Source organism: Curtobacterium sp. 458 (genome assembly GCF_030406605.1).
Classification (GTDB): Bacteria; Actinomycetota; Actinomycetes; order Actinomycetales; family Microbacteriaceae; genus Curtobacterium.
On sequence record NZ_CP129104.1, the window covers coordinates 2,016,564 to 2,028,995 of the forward strand.

General features: G+C 73.6%; 16 protein-coding genes. 10 read left to right on the plus strand and 6 right to left on the minus strand.

Annotation, left to right across the window (positions count from 1 at the left end; translation table 11 throughout):
* The first annotated feature begins 1 nt into the window (after nucleotide 1).
* The 3 genes from QPJ90_RS10020 to QPJ90_RS10030 are packed head-to-tail and all read left to right on the plus strand — an operon-like array spanning nucleotide 2 to nucleotide 2,212.
* On the plus strand, nucleotides 2-1,309 hold the full coding sequence (locus tag QPJ90_RS10020) for a SufS family cysteine desulfurase (protein WP_290134205.1): 1,308 nt from the start codon (nucleotides 2-4) through the stop codon (nucleotides 1,307-1,309).
* Nucleotides 1,306-1,758 (plus strand): Fe-S cluster assembly sulfur transfer protein SufU, encoded by a 453-nt coding sequence (gene sufU, locus QPJ90_RS10025; protein ID WP_290131101.1) that lies wholly within the window; start codon nucleotides 1,306-1,308, stop codon nucleotides 1,756-1,758. The genes QPJ90_RS10020 and sufU overlap by 4 nt, the downstream gene beginning before the upstream one ends.
* Before the next feature lie 4 nt (nucleotides 1,759-1,762).
* Nucleotides 1,763-2,212, plus strand: a complete 450-nt coding sequence (locus tag QPJ90_RS10030; RefSeq protein ID WP_290131102.1) for a DUF6234 family protein — start codon at nucleotides 1,763-1,765, stop codon at nucleotides 2,210-2,212.
* Between the two features lie 19 nt (nucleotides 2,213-2,231).
* Here QPJ90_RS10030 and QPJ90_RS10035 read toward each other — a convergent pair whose 3' ends face one another.
* On the minus strand, nucleotides 2,232-3,188 hold the full coding sequence (locus QPJ90_RS10035; RefSeq protein ID WP_290131103.1) for a helix-turn-helix transcriptional regulator: 957 nt from the start codon (nucleotides 3,186-3,188) through the stop codon (nucleotides 2,232-2,234).
* A 195-nt stretch (nucleotides 3,189-3,383) separates the two neighbouring features.
* Between QPJ90_RS10035 and QPJ90_RS10040 the strand changes: the two genes are divergently transcribed.
* Nucleotides 3,384-4,787 (plus strand): LLM class flavin-dependent oxidoreductase, encoded by a 1,404-nt coding sequence (locus QPJ90_RS10040; protein WP_290131104.1) that lies wholly within the window; start codon nucleotides 3,384-3,386, stop codon nucleotides 4,785-4,787.
* A gap of 4 nt (nucleotides 4,788-4,791) precedes the next feature.
* On the plus strand, nucleotides 4,792-5,286 hold the full coding sequence (locus QPJ90_RS10045) for an N-acetyltransferase (RefSeq protein WP_290131105.1): 495 nt from the start codon (nucleotides 4,792-4,794) through the stop codon (nucleotides 5,284-5,286).
* Here QPJ90_RS10045 and QPJ90_RS10050 read toward each other — a convergent pair.
* Nucleotides 5,243-5,971, minus strand: a complete 729-nt coding sequence (locus QPJ90_RS10050) for a VOC family protein (protein ID WP_290131106.1) — start codon at nucleotides 5,969-5,971, stop codon at nucleotides 5,243-5,245. The genes QPJ90_RS10045 and QPJ90_RS10050 overlap by 44 nt on opposite strands.
* A gap of 182 nt (nucleotides 5,972-6,153) precedes the next feature.
* Between QPJ90_RS10050 and QPJ90_RS10055 the strand changes: the two genes are divergently transcribed.
* A complete protein-coding gene (locus QPJ90_RS10055) occupies nucleotides 6,154-6,873 on the plus strand; it encodes a VIT1/CCC1 transporter family protein (RefSeq protein WP_290131107.1) in 720 nt (239 codons plus the stop codon).
* A gap of 7 nt (nucleotides 6,874-6,880) precedes the next feature.
* On the opposite strand, the gene QPJ90_RS10060 is transcribed toward QPJ90_RS10055, so the two are convergent.
* Together QPJ90_RS10060 and QPJ90_RS10065 are read right to left on the minus strand one after the other, a co-directional pair.
* Nucleotides 6,881-7,342, minus strand: a complete 462-nt coding sequence (locus QPJ90_RS10060; protein ID WP_290131108.1) for an SRPBCC family protein — start codon at nucleotides 7,340-7,342, stop codon at nucleotides 6,881-6,883.
* 14 nt (nucleotides 7,343-7,356) lie between these two features.
* Nucleotides 7,357-7,932, minus strand: coding sequence for a GNAT family protein (locus QPJ90_RS10065; RefSeq protein WP_290131109.1), 576 nt, complete (start codon nucleotides 7,930-7,932; stop codon nucleotides 7,357-7,359).
* 52 nt (nucleotides 7,933-7,984) lie between these two features.
* Between QPJ90_RS10065 and QPJ90_RS10070 the strand changes: the two genes are divergently transcribed.
* The 3 genes from QPJ90_RS10070 to epsC all read left to right on the plus strand — a co-directional run bounded on the left by QPJ90_RS10070 (nucleotide 7,985) and on the right by epsC (nucleotide 10,850).
* The gene (locus tag QPJ90_RS10070; RefSeq protein WP_290131110.1) at nucleotides 7,985-9,010 is read left to right on the plus strand and encodes a dipeptidase; all 1,026 of its coding nucleotides are present in this window, start codon (nucleotides 7,985-7,987) and stop codon (nucleotides 9,008-9,010) included.
* 320 nt (nucleotides 9,011-9,330) lie between these two features.
* The gene (gene cysK / locus QPJ90_RS10075; RefSeq protein WP_290131111.1) at nucleotides 9,331-10,269 is read left to right on the plus strand and encodes a cysteine synthase A; all 939 of its coding nucleotides are present in this window, start codon (nucleotides 9,331-9,333) and stop codon (nucleotides 10,267-10,269) included.
* Nucleotides 10,266-10,850, plus strand: coding sequence for a serine O-acetyltransferase EpsC (gene epsC / locus QPJ90_RS10080; RefSeq protein WP_290131112.1), 585 nt, complete (start codon nucleotides 10,266-10,268; stop codon nucleotides 10,848-10,850). Before cysK ends, epsC begins: the two co-directional genes overlap by 4 nt.
* 110 nt (nucleotides 10,851-10,960) lie before the next feature.
* Here the strand turns inward: epsC and QPJ90_RS10085 are convergent, their stop codons facing one another.
* Nucleotides 10,961-11,260, minus strand: a complete 300-nt coding sequence (locus QPJ90_RS10085) for an excalibur calcium-binding domain-containing protein (RefSeq protein WP_290131113.1) — start codon at nucleotides 11,258-11,260, stop codon at nucleotides 10,961-10,963.
* 73 nt (nucleotides 11,261-11,333) lie between these two features.
* Here QPJ90_RS10085 and QPJ90_RS10090 point away from each other — a divergent pair, with 73 nt between their 5' ends.
* Entirely contained in the window at nucleotides 11,334-11,717 is a 384-nt protein-coding gene (locus tag QPJ90_RS10090; RefSeq protein ID WP_290131114.1) for an MmcQ/YjbR family DNA-binding protein, read from the plus strand.
* Nucleotides 11,718-11,732: 15 nt separating this feature from the next.
* Here QPJ90_RS10090 and QPJ90_RS10095 read toward each other — a convergent pair whose 3' ends face one another.
* Entirely contained in the window at nucleotides 11,733-12,362 is a 630-nt protein-coding gene (locus QPJ90_RS10095; RefSeq protein WP_290131115.1) for an MOSC domain-containing protein, read from the minus strand.
* Nucleotides 12,363-12,432: the final 70 nt, after the last annotated feature.

Sequence of the window (12,432 nt, forward strand, 5' to 3'; positions counted from 1 at the left end):
CGTGGGACCGAGCACACCGCTCACCGAGGACGAGGTGCTGCGCATCCGCGCGGACTTCCCGATCCTGCAGCAGGAGGTGAACGGGCAGCCGCTCGCCTACCTCGACTCCGGCGCCACCGCGCAACGCCCGCGCCAGGTGCTCGACGCCGAGCGCGCGTTCCTCGAGCGCGACAACGCGGCGGTCCACCGCGGCGCGCACACGCTCGCGGCGCTGAGCACCGACGCCTACGAGGACGCGCGGGCCACGGTCGCGCGCTTCGTCGGCGCAGCCGCCCCGCGTGAGGTCGTCTGGACGGCGAACGCCACCGACGCCCTCAACCTCGTGGCGTACGGCTTCGCGAACGCCAGCCGCGGCCGGGGCGGTCCCGCCGCCGAGCGCTTCCGGATCGGGCTCGGCGACGAGGTCCTGGTCACCGAGGCCGAGCACCACGCGAACCTCGTCCCGTGGCAGGAGCTCGCCGCGACCACGGGCGCGACGCTGCGCTGGGTCCCCGTCAGCGACGAGGGAACCTGGACGGCCGCGGACGCCGCCGAGCACATCACCGACCGCACGAAGGTCGTCGCCTTCGCCCACGTCTCGAACGTCACCGGCATGGTCGCCCCGGTCGCCGAGGTCGTCGCGCTCGCCCACGCGAAGGGGGCGCTCGTCGTCCTCGACGCCTGCCAGTCGGCACCGCACCGGCCGCTCGACCTCGGGCAACTCGGTGTCGACTTCGCGGCGTTCTCGGGGCACAAGATGCTCGGGCCGAACGGCATCGGCGTCCTCTGGGGCCGCGCGGAGCTCCTCGACGCGCTGCCGCCGTTCCGCACCGGCGGCTCGATGATCACCACCGTGACGATGGAGTCGAGCGAGTACATGCCGGCGCCGGAGCGTTTCGAGGCGGGGACGCAGCCGGTGTCACAGGCGGTCGCCCTCGCCGAGGCTGTCCGGTACCTCGAGCGGCTCGGCACGGAGCAGGTCCGCGCGCACGAGGAGCACCTCGCGCAGCGCATGCTCGACGGGCTCGCCGGTGCCCCCGGGATCCGCGTCGTCGGGCCGCCGGCCGGGGTGCCCCGCTCGGGGTTGGTGTCCTTCGACGTCGACGGCGTGCACGCGCACGACGTCGCCCAGTACCTCGACGCGCAGGGGATCGCGGTGCGCTCCGGCCACCACTGCGCCCAGCCGTTGCACCGTCGCCTCGGGCTCGTCGCGACGACCCGGGCGAGCACCTACGTGTACACGACCGAGTCGGACGTCGACCGCTTCGTGCAGGCGGTCGGCGAGATCCGCGACTACTTCGGCGCCTCGAGCGAGGGGGCCGCCCGGTGAACGCCCTCGACTCCCTCTACCAGCAGGTCATCCTCGACCACGCCAGGGCCCGCCACGGCGACGGCCCCCTCGAGTCCGCGGACGCGGAGCACTTCGAGCGCAACCCGACCTGCGGCGACGAGATCACCGTCCGGGTCCGGCTCGAACCGGGGACCGACCGCATCGCCGAGCTCGCGTGGCAGGGCGACGGCTGCTCGATCTCGATGGCGTCCGCGTCCGTGCTCACCGACATGGCAGCCGGCCGGACCGTCCCCGAGTTCCTCGCGCTCACGGAGGCGTTCCGCGAGATGATGCGCTCCCGCGGGGCAGGCGAGCCCGACGAGGACGTCCTCGAGGACCTCGTCGCGTTCCACGGCGTCTCGAAGTTCGTGATGCGGGTCAAGTGCGGCATGCTCGCCTGGGTCGCCGCCGAGGCAGCCGCGCGCGAGGCCACCGCCGTGGCACCATGATCGCGTGACGACCCCGGGGGATCGAGTCGCGGCCGAGTACGCGCGACACCAGACCGAGCGCCGACGTGGGCGCGGTCGCCGTGTGGAGCGCCGGCTCGCCGTCACCGCCGGCCTGCTCTTCTGCAGCATGCCCGTCGTGCTGCTCGGCAACTTCGTGTCCACGCTCCGCCTGTTCGACGGACCGGACGAGTCGCCCGCGTCCGTCCACCGGTACGAGGGGCTGCTCGTCCTCGCCGGCCTGCTCCTGGTCGCCGCCCTCGTGCTCGCCGTCCGCGCCGGCGTGCGGTGGGTCGCCTTCACGACCCTGACGCTCGTGCCGGTCGTCCTCGTGGCGGCCGTCGTCCTCTCGGTGCCGCAGGGGCGGTGGCACGACGACGGTGGGTCCGGCCCCCTGCCGGACGATTACCACCCCTGCTACAGCGGCACGGACAGCTGCGCCCAGTACGGCGGGTGACTCGGCGAGACCGGCGGACTCAGCGGTCCTTCCGCGACGCCGACCACGTCTCGCGGGGCAGCTCGCCGAACTCCGCGCGGTAGCTGCTCGCGAAGCGCCCGAGGTGGCCGAACCCGACCGCACGGGCGACGTCGCCGACGCTCTCGGCCTCGCCGGACTCGAGCTGCTCCCGTGCGAGCAACAGCCGGATCCGCCGGAGGTACGTCGTCGGGGTGACGCCGTGGTGCCGCCGGAACGCCTCCTGCAGCCCGCGGATGCTCAGGCCGGCGGCGTCGGCGACGTCCTCGACCGAGATCTGCTCCGTGGCGTGGTCGAGCAGGAATCCCTCGGCGCGCGCGAACCGGGCGGCCGCTGCGGTCGGGGGCGGCCCCTGCTCGCCGATCGGCCAGTGCGGGATCGCGGTGAGGAGCCCACCGGCGGCGAAGCGCGTCAGCTCCCGCTCGCGGGCCTCGGGCACGACGGAGGGGCCGCGGAGCACCTCGGCGGCCACGGTCCGGACCATGAGCCACCACGCGGCGAGCGCGGGGCCCTCGGGGATGTGGTGCGGCTGGAAGCGCAGCGGCCCGGGACGCCAGGCACCCCGTTCGGCGGCGACCTCCTCGACGGTCCGTCGGTCGATGCGGATGAGGTCGAGCTCGTACCCGGTCCACCGCACGTGCTGGAGGTCGTGGCGGAAGAGCGACGGCCGACCGGTCGGGACGTCGTGGTCGTCGTCGACGGCACCGGTGCCGGACTTCAACCAGAAGAGGACCATCGCGGTGTCGGCCTGCACCTCGCCACGGACCTCGCCCGAGGACGCGGAGGACCACAGGGAGAGCAGGTCGGTCCCGCGCCGACGCATGTCGAACGCGAAGCCGTCGGCGCCGGGCTCGACGTCGACGCGACGCAGGTCGGGGAGCGCGCGGAGCTGCTCCGATGCCTGGGCCGGGTCCTGGGTCGTCGCGGACCACCGGGTGCGCTGCATGGTCTGGGGCACCCCTGCATCCTGCCGTGGCGAGCGCACCGGTGCCCAGCAATCGTTCGGCGTGCGGACAGCGCACCCGCGCGCTGCGGACGGTGCGCCCGCCGGACGCGAGCCGTGGGACGGGCCGCACCCGTGCCTCCCGGCCGGGCGTGTCACACGACGCAACGTCCGTGGCGGACGCGACGGCCCACCCGTAGCGTCGCGACCGTGACGACCGACAGCGCACCCCGGCAGATCCGCTTCAACGCGTTCGACATGAACTGCGTCGCGCACCAGTCCTCCGGGCTGTGGCGCCACCCCCGTGACCGCTCGCGGCACTACAACGACCTGTCGTACTGGACGGACCTCGCGAAGATCCTCGAGGGCGGCGCGTTCGACGGCATCTTCATCGCCGACGTCCTCGGCACGTACGACGTGTTCGGCGGGTCGGACGAGTCGGCGCTCCGGACCGGGTCGCAGGTGCCCGTGAACGACCCCGTGCTCCTCGTCTCGGCGATGGCGGCGGTGACCGAGCACCTCGGGTTCGGCATCACCGCCGGGACCGCCTACGAGCACCCGTACCCGTTCGCGCGGCGCATGTCGACGCTCGACCACCTCACGAAGGGCCGGGTCGGGTGGAACGTCGTGACCGGGTACCTGCCGAGCGCGGCCCGCAACATGGGGCAGACGGACCAGCTGTCGCACGACGACCGCTACGACGTCGCGGACGAGTACCTCGAGGTGCTCTACAAGCTCTGGGAGGGCTCGTGGGAGGACGACGCCGTCGTGGAGGACCGTCCGACCGGCGTCTTCACCGACCCGGCGAAGGTGCACCCGATCGAGCACCACGGGAAGCACTTCGACGTCCCGGGCATCCACCTCTCCGAGCCGTCGGTGCAGCGCACGCCCGTCATCTACCAGGCCGGCGCGTCCCCGCGAGGCGTCCGCTTCGCGGCCGAGAACGCCGAGGCGGTGTTCGTCGGGGCGCCGACCCTGCCGCAGTTGGCCGCGACCGTCACGAAGATCCGGGACGCCCTGGAGGCAGCTGGTCGCGACCGGTACGCCGCCCGCGTCTACTCACTGCTCACCGTGATCACGGACGCCACCGACGAGGCCGCCCAGGCGAAGTACGAGGACTACCTGTCGTACGCGTCGGAGGAGGGTGCCCTCGTGCTGAACTCCGGCTGGATGGGCGTGGACCTCGCGCAGTGGGAGCTCGATGAGCCGCTCGGCGACGTCGAGTCGAACGCGATCCAGTCGGCGGCGGCGAACATCTCCGCGGCCGAGGGCACCGACGGCTCGAAGTGGACCATCCGGGACCTCGCCCGGCACACCGCGATCGGTGGACTCGGACCGGTCGCGGTCGGCTCCGGCGCCACCATCGCGGACACGCTGCAGCGGATCCAGGAGCAGACCGACGTCGACGGGTTCAACCTCGCCTACGCGGTGACGCCGGGCACGTGGGAGGACGTCATCGAGTTCGTCGTGCCGGAGCTCCGCGCCCGCGGTGTCTACCCCGAGGGGTACGAGGAAGGGTCGCTCCGGCACAAGCTGCACGGACGCGGTGACCGGCTGCCCGAGGAGCACCGGGGTGCCGGCTACCGGATCGGCGAGCGGTCGGTCGTAGGCTGACCGGATGACCCTCCCGTCCTTCGTCCTCCGTGCAGCTTCGGGGGACGAGGACACGGCGTGCACGGACCTCTGGGTGTCCGCCGTCGCCGTCCGTGACGGTCTCCCCGAGTCCGACGCCGTGCGCCGACGCGCAGTGACGAAGTTCGGCGTGGACCGGGTCGCGCTCGTGGTGGCCGAGGACGGCGCGGGCATCGCCGGCTTCGTGCTCGTGACGGCACCGGGCACCGGTGGTGCCGGCGACCCGGCCGACGCGGCGTACCTGTCGCTCCTGGCGGTGGCGCCGCGGGCACAGGGCCGTGGCGTCGGGCGGGAGCTGCTCGAGGCGGCCGTCACCGCGGCGGGCCGCGCGGGACACCCGCGGGTGGTCCTGCACGCGCTCGAGGACAACGCGCCCGCCGTCCGGCTCTACCGCGGTGCCGGGTTCCGGCCGGCCGGCGAGCCCTTCGCACACCCGCTCAGCGGTCGATCGACGCGCGCCTGGGTCGCCGGGGGACGATGACGGCGGCGACCGCTCGCCACGTCGCCGCCAGGAGTGCCGACCAGGCGGGCACCGGCTCGGGGTGCAGTGCGTCGACGCCCGCGCGGCGGAACGGGGAGCCGTCCGCCCACGACGCGACGGCGGTCCGCAGTGCCCCGACGGGCTCGCGCCGCGCGTCCTCGGGGGACGGCCACGGCTCCCACTTCGCCCGGGGCGCGGTGAGCAGGTACGGCTGCGGGGTCGGGTAGCTCACGAGTTCGAGCGTCGAGCCCCACGGCGTCCGGGTGTACACGAAGCGGTTGCCCTCGCCGGCCTCGACGCCGCGCAGCTCCCGCGGGTCGGAGTTCCGCAGTCCGCCGGCTCGTTCGACCTTCTCGAGCGCGGCGTCGATGTCGTCCACGTACAGGGCGACGTGCTGCCACCCGAGGTCCGACGGTGCGGCGGGGGAGTGCTGGTCCGGCCCGAGGTACTCGAACAGCTCGAGCCCGGGCCCCTCCGGGAGCGCGAGCATCCGGATGGCACCCTGCGCCATGGTCGACGGGATCCCGAGGTAGCCGTGCACCTCCGGGGTGCTCCGTGGCTCCTCGGTCCGGCTCCGGACGTCGTAGAGGAACACGGCGTCGAGTGCCGCCTCGAAGAACGCCGTGGCAGCGTCGATGTCCGGCACCGTGACGCCCACGTGGTCGATCCTGATTCCCCTGCCCATGGCTGGAGTGTGTCATCCGGGCCGTCCGACTCCTCGCCGGGGGTGCCTCCGATGCGGGGAAGGGTGCGGTTTCCCGCAGTGTCGGGCGGTCGCGCAGGTGAGGCTGCCCTCACCACGAAACCCCAGGTCAGGGCAGCCTCACCTTGCTGGCGGAACGTCCTGGACGGTGGCATCCTCGTCGCATGTCGACCGCATCGGACCTCGTGCTCCCCGCCACCGATCACGACGCCACCAGCGCCGCGAAGCTCAACTGGCTCCGCGCCGGACTGCTCGGCGCGAACGACGGCATCGTGTCCGTCGCCGCCGTGCTCGTCGGCGTCGCCGGGGCGGGCGCCGGGACCGGCCCGGTCATCGCCGCCGGCACCGCAGCGCTCGTGGGCGGGGCGGTCTCGATGGCGCTCGGCGAGTACGTCTCCGTGAGCGGTGCCCGTGATGCCCAGCGCACCGGTCAGGCCGCGCAGCAGGCGCAGCTCGAGGCGGAGTCCGAGGACGCCGACACCATCGCGGCGCACTACCGGGGGCTCGGGGTCGCGCCGGAGGTGGCCTCTTCGGTCGCGGCCGAGCTCGTCCGACCCGAGGTCCGGGCGCTCCGGGCCGAGGCCGCCCTCCGCGACGCCGAGGACGAGGTCGTCAGCCCGTGGCGTGCCGCCTGGGTCTCCGCGGCGACCTTCACCACGGGGGCGGCGCTGCCGTTCCTCGCGATGCTCCTCGCGCCCGAGGCCGTGCGGGTCGCGGTGACCGTCGTGGCCGTCCTCGTCGCGCTCGCCGTCACCGGGGCGACCGGTGCTGCGCTCGGTGGGGCTGCCCGGGGCCGTGCGACGATCCGCGTCGTCGTGGGTGGCGCACTGGCGCTCGCCGCGACCTACGCCGCCGGTGCGCTGCTCGGGGCGCACGCGGTCTGACGTCCGGTCAGGCCTCGGCTGCGGCCGCCTCGGCGGCCAGCGCGGCGTTCCGCGTCGACAGCAGCCGGCGCAGGTAGCCGTCCAGGACGAGGAGCTCGGCGAGCCGTCCGACGGGTCCGAAGGGCGCCGTGACGACGACGTCGTCGACCATCCGCGTGCCGGTGCCGGCGCGTTCGAAGCGGTGCTCGTGCCGGAACCGGGCGAACGGCCCACGCACCTGTTCGTCGACGAACCGGTGTGGAGCCTCCAGTGCGGTGATGCGGCTCGTGAGCCGCCAGACGACGCCGAGGTGGCGGGCGCGGAACGTGACCGTCTCGCCGAGGCCGATCCTGCCGCTCATCACGCCGCCGACGGCGTGCTCGCCCGTCCCGGCGAGGGAGCGCTCGTGCGTGCCGATGTCGAGGGACAGCGCGAACGCCTGCTCGGGCGGGCAGTCGAGGTGGGTGTCGAGCCGGAACCGGACCGTCACGCGGCGGGCCAGCCCTACGGGGCGGCGTGCCAGCCCTGCGGAGCCGACCGGTCGTCGTCGCGGAGGACCGCGGCGAGCGCCTCGTCGTGTCGTCGACCACGGTGCACGCTGGCCGAGCGTCGGAGGCCCTCGAACGACATGCCGACGCGGCGGGCGATCGCGGCGGAGGGACGGTTCGTCGCGATCGCACGCCACTGCACGCGGACGAGGCCGAGGCCGTGCGGCGGCTCGGCGAACGCCCAGTCCACGATGCGGGAGACCGCCTCCGTCGTGAACCCGTGCCCGCGGCCGTCGGGGTGGACGGCGTAGCCGACCTCCGCGGACCCGTCCGCGATGCCGAACAGCTCGACCGTGCCGAGCAACCGCGGGTCCTCGGCGCGGCGCATCGCCCACGCGAGCCGGGAGCCCTCGGCCCAGCCCGTACGGCACCGCTCGAGCCACTCCGCGAACTCGGCGTGACCGTACGGCACGGGGACCGGGGTGTACGCGATGACGTCCGGGTCCGTGGCGTACGCGATGACGGCGTCGGCGTCGGACTGCTCCGGCGGCGAGAGCACCAGGCGGTCCGTCCTGAACGTCACGGGGTCCATGGGCCGAGCCTAGCGACGGGGCGACCGCGGGCGGCTGCGGTACCGTCGGCGGATGACTGTGTTCCCGGTGATCGACGGCCACAACGACCTGCCCTGGGAGCGGCGCGACACCCACGGCTCCGGGGTCGAGGGCATCGACACCGAGGAGGGCTCGCTCCACACCGACGTGCCGAAGCTCCGGGCGGGCGGGGTGGTCGGGCAGTTCTGGTCGGTGTTCGTGCCCTGCTCCGAACCCGACCCCGTCCGGACGACGCTGCAGCAGATCGACCTCGCGCTCCGGATCGTCGAGCGGTACCCGGAGACCTTCGCCCTCGCCCGGACCGCGGCCGAGGTGCGGGCAGCGGTGGCCGACGGACGCATCGCGTCGCTGCTCGGCGCCGAAGGCGGCCACTCGATCGGCGACGACCTCGCCGTCCTCCGGTCGTTCGCACGCCTCGGGGTCCGCTACATGACCCTGACGCACAACGACGACACCCCCTGGGCGGACTCGGCGACGGGCGCGCACCCGCACGGCGGCCTCACCGACCGCGGCCGAGAGGTCGTGGCGGAGATGGAGCGCACGGGCGTGCTCGTCGACCTGTCGCACACCGCCCCCGCGACGATGCACGACACGCTCGACGTCGCGACCCGGCCCGTGCTCTTCAGCCACTCGTCCACCCGGGCCGTGTGCGACCACCCGCGGAACGTGCCCGACGACGTCCTCGAGCGGCTGCCGGACAACGGCGGTGTCGTGATGATCACCTTCGTGCCGGCGTTCGTGTCGCGGGCCTACGCCGACTGGGAAGCAGACGGGTCGGTGGGGGAGGCGCCGCTCGTCACCGTGGCGGAGGTCGCGGACCACGTCGAGCACGCCCGCGACGTCGCCGGCATCGCGCACGTGGGGATCGGTGGCGACTACGACGGGACGCCGGTGCTGCCGCCGGACCTGCGGGACGTGTCGCGGTACCCGGTCCTGGCGGACGAGCTGGTCCGGCGGGGATGGAACGACGACGACCTGCTGGCGTTGGCCGGCGGGAACGTGCTGCGGGTGCTCGAGGCGACGGACGAGGCGTTCGCGCGGACTACGGGGGTGGGCTGAGGCGACGCGACGCGACGCGACGCTACGCGGCGCGACTCGGCCTGCGTCGTGTTCGGCACGTCGCGCGTGTCGCACCACGGGGACGACGTCGAACCGGCCTCGTGACCCGGTTCGACGTCGTTCCCGAGGTTCGATCCGGCGGCCGGCGCCCGGCGCCCGGCGGACGCGGTGCTCCGCTGCATCGTGCCTCGTACCGGTGCGTCACGGACCAGGGCGAACCCGGCTCCGCTCGGTAGGCTCGCACCGCAGGCGCACAGGAGCGCACCGCACGCCGGACCGCCCCTGACGGCGGCGCGGCCCGACCCGGAGGAACGGACCAGATGAGCGGCACCATCCACGACAACATCTCGCAGGCGTTCGGGAACACCCCGCTCGTCCGGCTGAACCGGCTGCCGCGCGAGGGCAGCGCCGAGATCCTCGCGAAGCTCGAGTTCTACAACCCCGGCGCGAGCGTCAAGGACCGCCTGGGTGTCGCGATCATCGACGCGGCCGAGGAGTCCGGCGAGCTGCAGGCCGGCGGCACGATCGTCGAGGGGTCGTCGGGCAACACCGGCATCGCCCTCGCCCTCGTCGGTGCGGCCCGCGGCTACCGAGTCGTCATCACGATGCCCGAGACGATGAGCGTCGAGCGTCGCGCCCTCATCCGCGCCTACGGTGCCGAGGTCGTCCTGACGCCCGGCCCCGAGGGCATGAAGGGAGCCGTGGCGCGCGCCGAGCAGATCGTCGAGGAGACCCCCGGAGCGATCCTGGCGCACCAGTTCGAGACGCCCGCGAACGCCGCCATCCACCGCCGGACCACCGCCGAGGAGATCCTCCGCGACACCGAGGGACACGTCGACGTGTTCATCGCGGGCGTCGGCACGGGCGGCACGATCACGGGTGTCGGTCAGGTCCTCAAGGAACGCGTGCCGGGCGTCCAGGTCATCGCCGTCGAGCCGAAGGACTCGCCGCTGCTGACCGAGGGCAAGGCCGGCCCGCACAAGATCCAGGGCATCGGCGCGAACTTCGTGCCGGAGGTCCTCGACCGCAGCGTCATCGACGAGGTCTTCGACGTCGAGCTCGACGACGCCCTGCGCGTGGCCCGAGACCTCGGGACGCAGGAGGGCATCCTGTCGGGCATCTCCTCCGGCGCGATCATCCACGCCGCGATCGAGGTCGGTGCCCGCCCGGAGAACGCCGGCAAGCGCATCGTCGCGATCGTCTGCGACACCGGTGAGCGTTACCTCTCGACGGTGCTCTTCGAGGGGCTCACTGCGTGACGTCAGCCCGTCGGCGCGGCGTGCTGCGGACCATCCGGGAGGACCTGGCCGCAGCACGCCGCGGTGACCCCGCAGCACGTGGGGACCTCGAGAACGCGGTCGTCTACTCCGGCCTGCACGCGATCTGGACCTACCGGTTGACGCACCGGCTCTGGCTCGCGCGAGGACTGCCGGGGTCGCGCTTCGCCGCCCGGGTCGTCGCGCAGGTCGCCCGGTCGGTCACCGGCATCGAGATCCACCCGGGTGCGCGCATCGGCCGCCGGTTCTTCATCGACCACGGCATGGGGGTCGTCATCGGCGAGACCGCGGTGGTCGGCGACGACGTGGTGCTCTTCCACGGCGTGACGCTCGGCGGCCGGGGTGGCGAGCACGGGCCGGGCGCGCGGCGGCACCCGCGGGTGGGGGACCGGGTGGTGCTCGGTGCCGGATCGTCCCTCATCGGGGCGATCACGGTCGGCGCGGACTCCGTCGTGGGCGCGAACACGGTCGTCACGAAGGACGTGCCGGCGGGGTCGGTGGTGACCGGTGTGGCCGGGACGGCCCGCCCGCGCTCCGGTCACGAGGGCGTGCCCCCGCTCTGACGCGCAGCCCGGTCGCGGCGACACGGGTCGCAGCGACCTCCGGTCGCGGTCCCGGACGGGAGGCACGGCGCGCTCCGTGCGCGCCGGGCCTCGTCCGGTGCGTGGTCGGGTCAGCTCTTCTCGCAGGCGATGCCGTCGGCGTCGCGGTCGAGCTTCTTGTTGGCCGCGTAAAGCTTGTCGTCCTTCTTGACGGTGCCCTTGAGTGCGCGGTACGTCACCTTGCCGGCCGAGGTCACCTTGTTCTTGGTGACGGACTTCTTCGCGATCCCGCCGGAGTACACGCGGTGCACGGCGTCGCAGTTCTTGTAGACGGTGGGGGCGGCCTGTGCGGCCGAGGCGCCGCCGACGACGGCGGTGGCGGCGAGGACGACGCTCGCGGCCGCCATGCTGAGTGATCGGGTCATCTGCATCCGCTCAGACTAGGGCCACCGCGAGGATCACTCATACCCCCGATCGGGGCCCGACCTCGGGCATGCTGGGGGCATGGACGGAGCAAGCCTGCACGAGGTGGCTGCGCGGACCGCGATGGGTCTGCCAGCGGTCGAGGAGACGCAGCCGTTCGGCGAGGGAGCCGTCGTCTACAAGGTGGTCGGCAAGATGTTCGTCATGACGTCCGAGCTGCGGGGCGTCCCGATCGTCAACCTGAAGTGCGCCCCGCCGCACGGAGCGGCGCTCGTCCGCGACCTGGCCGAGGTGACGCCGGGCTGGCACATGAACAAGCGGCACTGGATCACCCTCGCGCCCGGGGACGGCATCGACGAGACCCTCGTGGAGGACCTCGTCGCGAACGCGTACGACCTCGTGGTCGCCGGGCTGCCGCGCGCGAAGCGACCGATCGACCCCGTCCGCCGCACCCTGCCCGACTGACGACGACCCGCTGGGTCAGCCGCGTGCGAGTGCCTTGTCGAGCAGGACCCGCACCTTCGGCGCCACCGGACGACCCGCGTCGAGGACGGCACGCGCGCGTTCGGCGCTGACCCCGGCGAAGAGCTCGCCGATCGTCACGCCGTGGTCCGGCCGGTCTCGTACCTCGACGCCGTCACCGGCCTGCACCGGCCCGGACCGGACCACGCGGAAGTAGGCGCCGGGACGACCCTCCTCCGTGAAGCGTCGGACCCACTTGTCGAAGCGCATCCGGCGGGCGAAGGTACCGCACGGGATCCGCGGGATCGTGACCTCGAGGACGAGGGAGTCGCCGACGTGCCAGCGCTCGCCGGTGACCGCGCCGGTCACGTCGAGCCCCGAGGTCCGCAGGTTCTCACCGAACAGCCCCGGCGGGACGTCGCGGCCCAGTGCGTCGGCGAAGAACGCGGCGTCCTCGTCCGCGTACGCGTAGACCGCCTGGTCCTCGCCGCCGTGGTGCTTCCGGTCGGCCTGCACGTCGGCGTACAGGCCGAGCGGGCGGACCCGGACCGGCCCCTCGACCGGACGCTTGTCGATGGCCGTGACGCCGATCGTCCCGGAGTCGGGCAGGAGCCGCTCGACGCGGCAGACGGCGGTCACCAGGGGCACGGCACCAGCATGCCGTACGGAGGCCAGCGGCAGAAGTCGGGTGCCGCGTGTGACGAAGTGCCGTCCTGCT

Excerpts from the sequence above, each read along its gene's own strand:
- QPJ90_RS10050 (WP_290131106.1), bottom strand. The coding sequence starts at position 5,971 with ATGGGCAGGGGAATCAGGATCGACCACGTGGGCGTCACGGTGCCGGAC.
- QPJ90_RS10085 (WP_290131113.1), bottom strand. The coding sequence starts at position 11,260 with ATGCAGATGACCCGATCACTCAGCATGGCGGCCGCGAGCGTCGTCCTC.
- QPJ90_RS10065 (WP_290131109.1), bottom strand. The coding sequence starts at position 7,932 with ATGGACCCCGTGACGTTCAGGACGGACCGCCTGGTGCTCTCGCCGCCG.
- cysK (WP_290131111.1), top strand. The coding sequence starts at position 9,331 with ATGAGCGGCACCATCCACGACAACATCTCGCAGGCGTTCGGGAACACC.
- QPJ90_RS10090 (WP_290131114.1), top strand. The coding sequence starts at position 11,334 with ATGGACGGAGCAAGCCTGCACGAGGTGGCTGCGCGGACCGCGATGGGT.
- QPJ90_RS10070 (WP_290131110.1), top strand. The coding sequence starts at position 7,985 with ATGACTGTGTTCCCGGTGATCGACGGCCACAACGACCTGCCCTGGGAG.
- QPJ90_RS10055 (WP_290131107.1), top strand. The coding sequence starts at position 6,154 with ATGTCGACCGCATCGGACCTCGTGCTCCCCGCCACCGATCACGACGCC.
- QPJ90_RS10045 (WP_290131105.1), top strand. The coding sequence starts at position 4,792 with ATGACCCTCCCGTCCTTCGTCCTCCGTGCAGCTTCGGGGGACGAGGAC.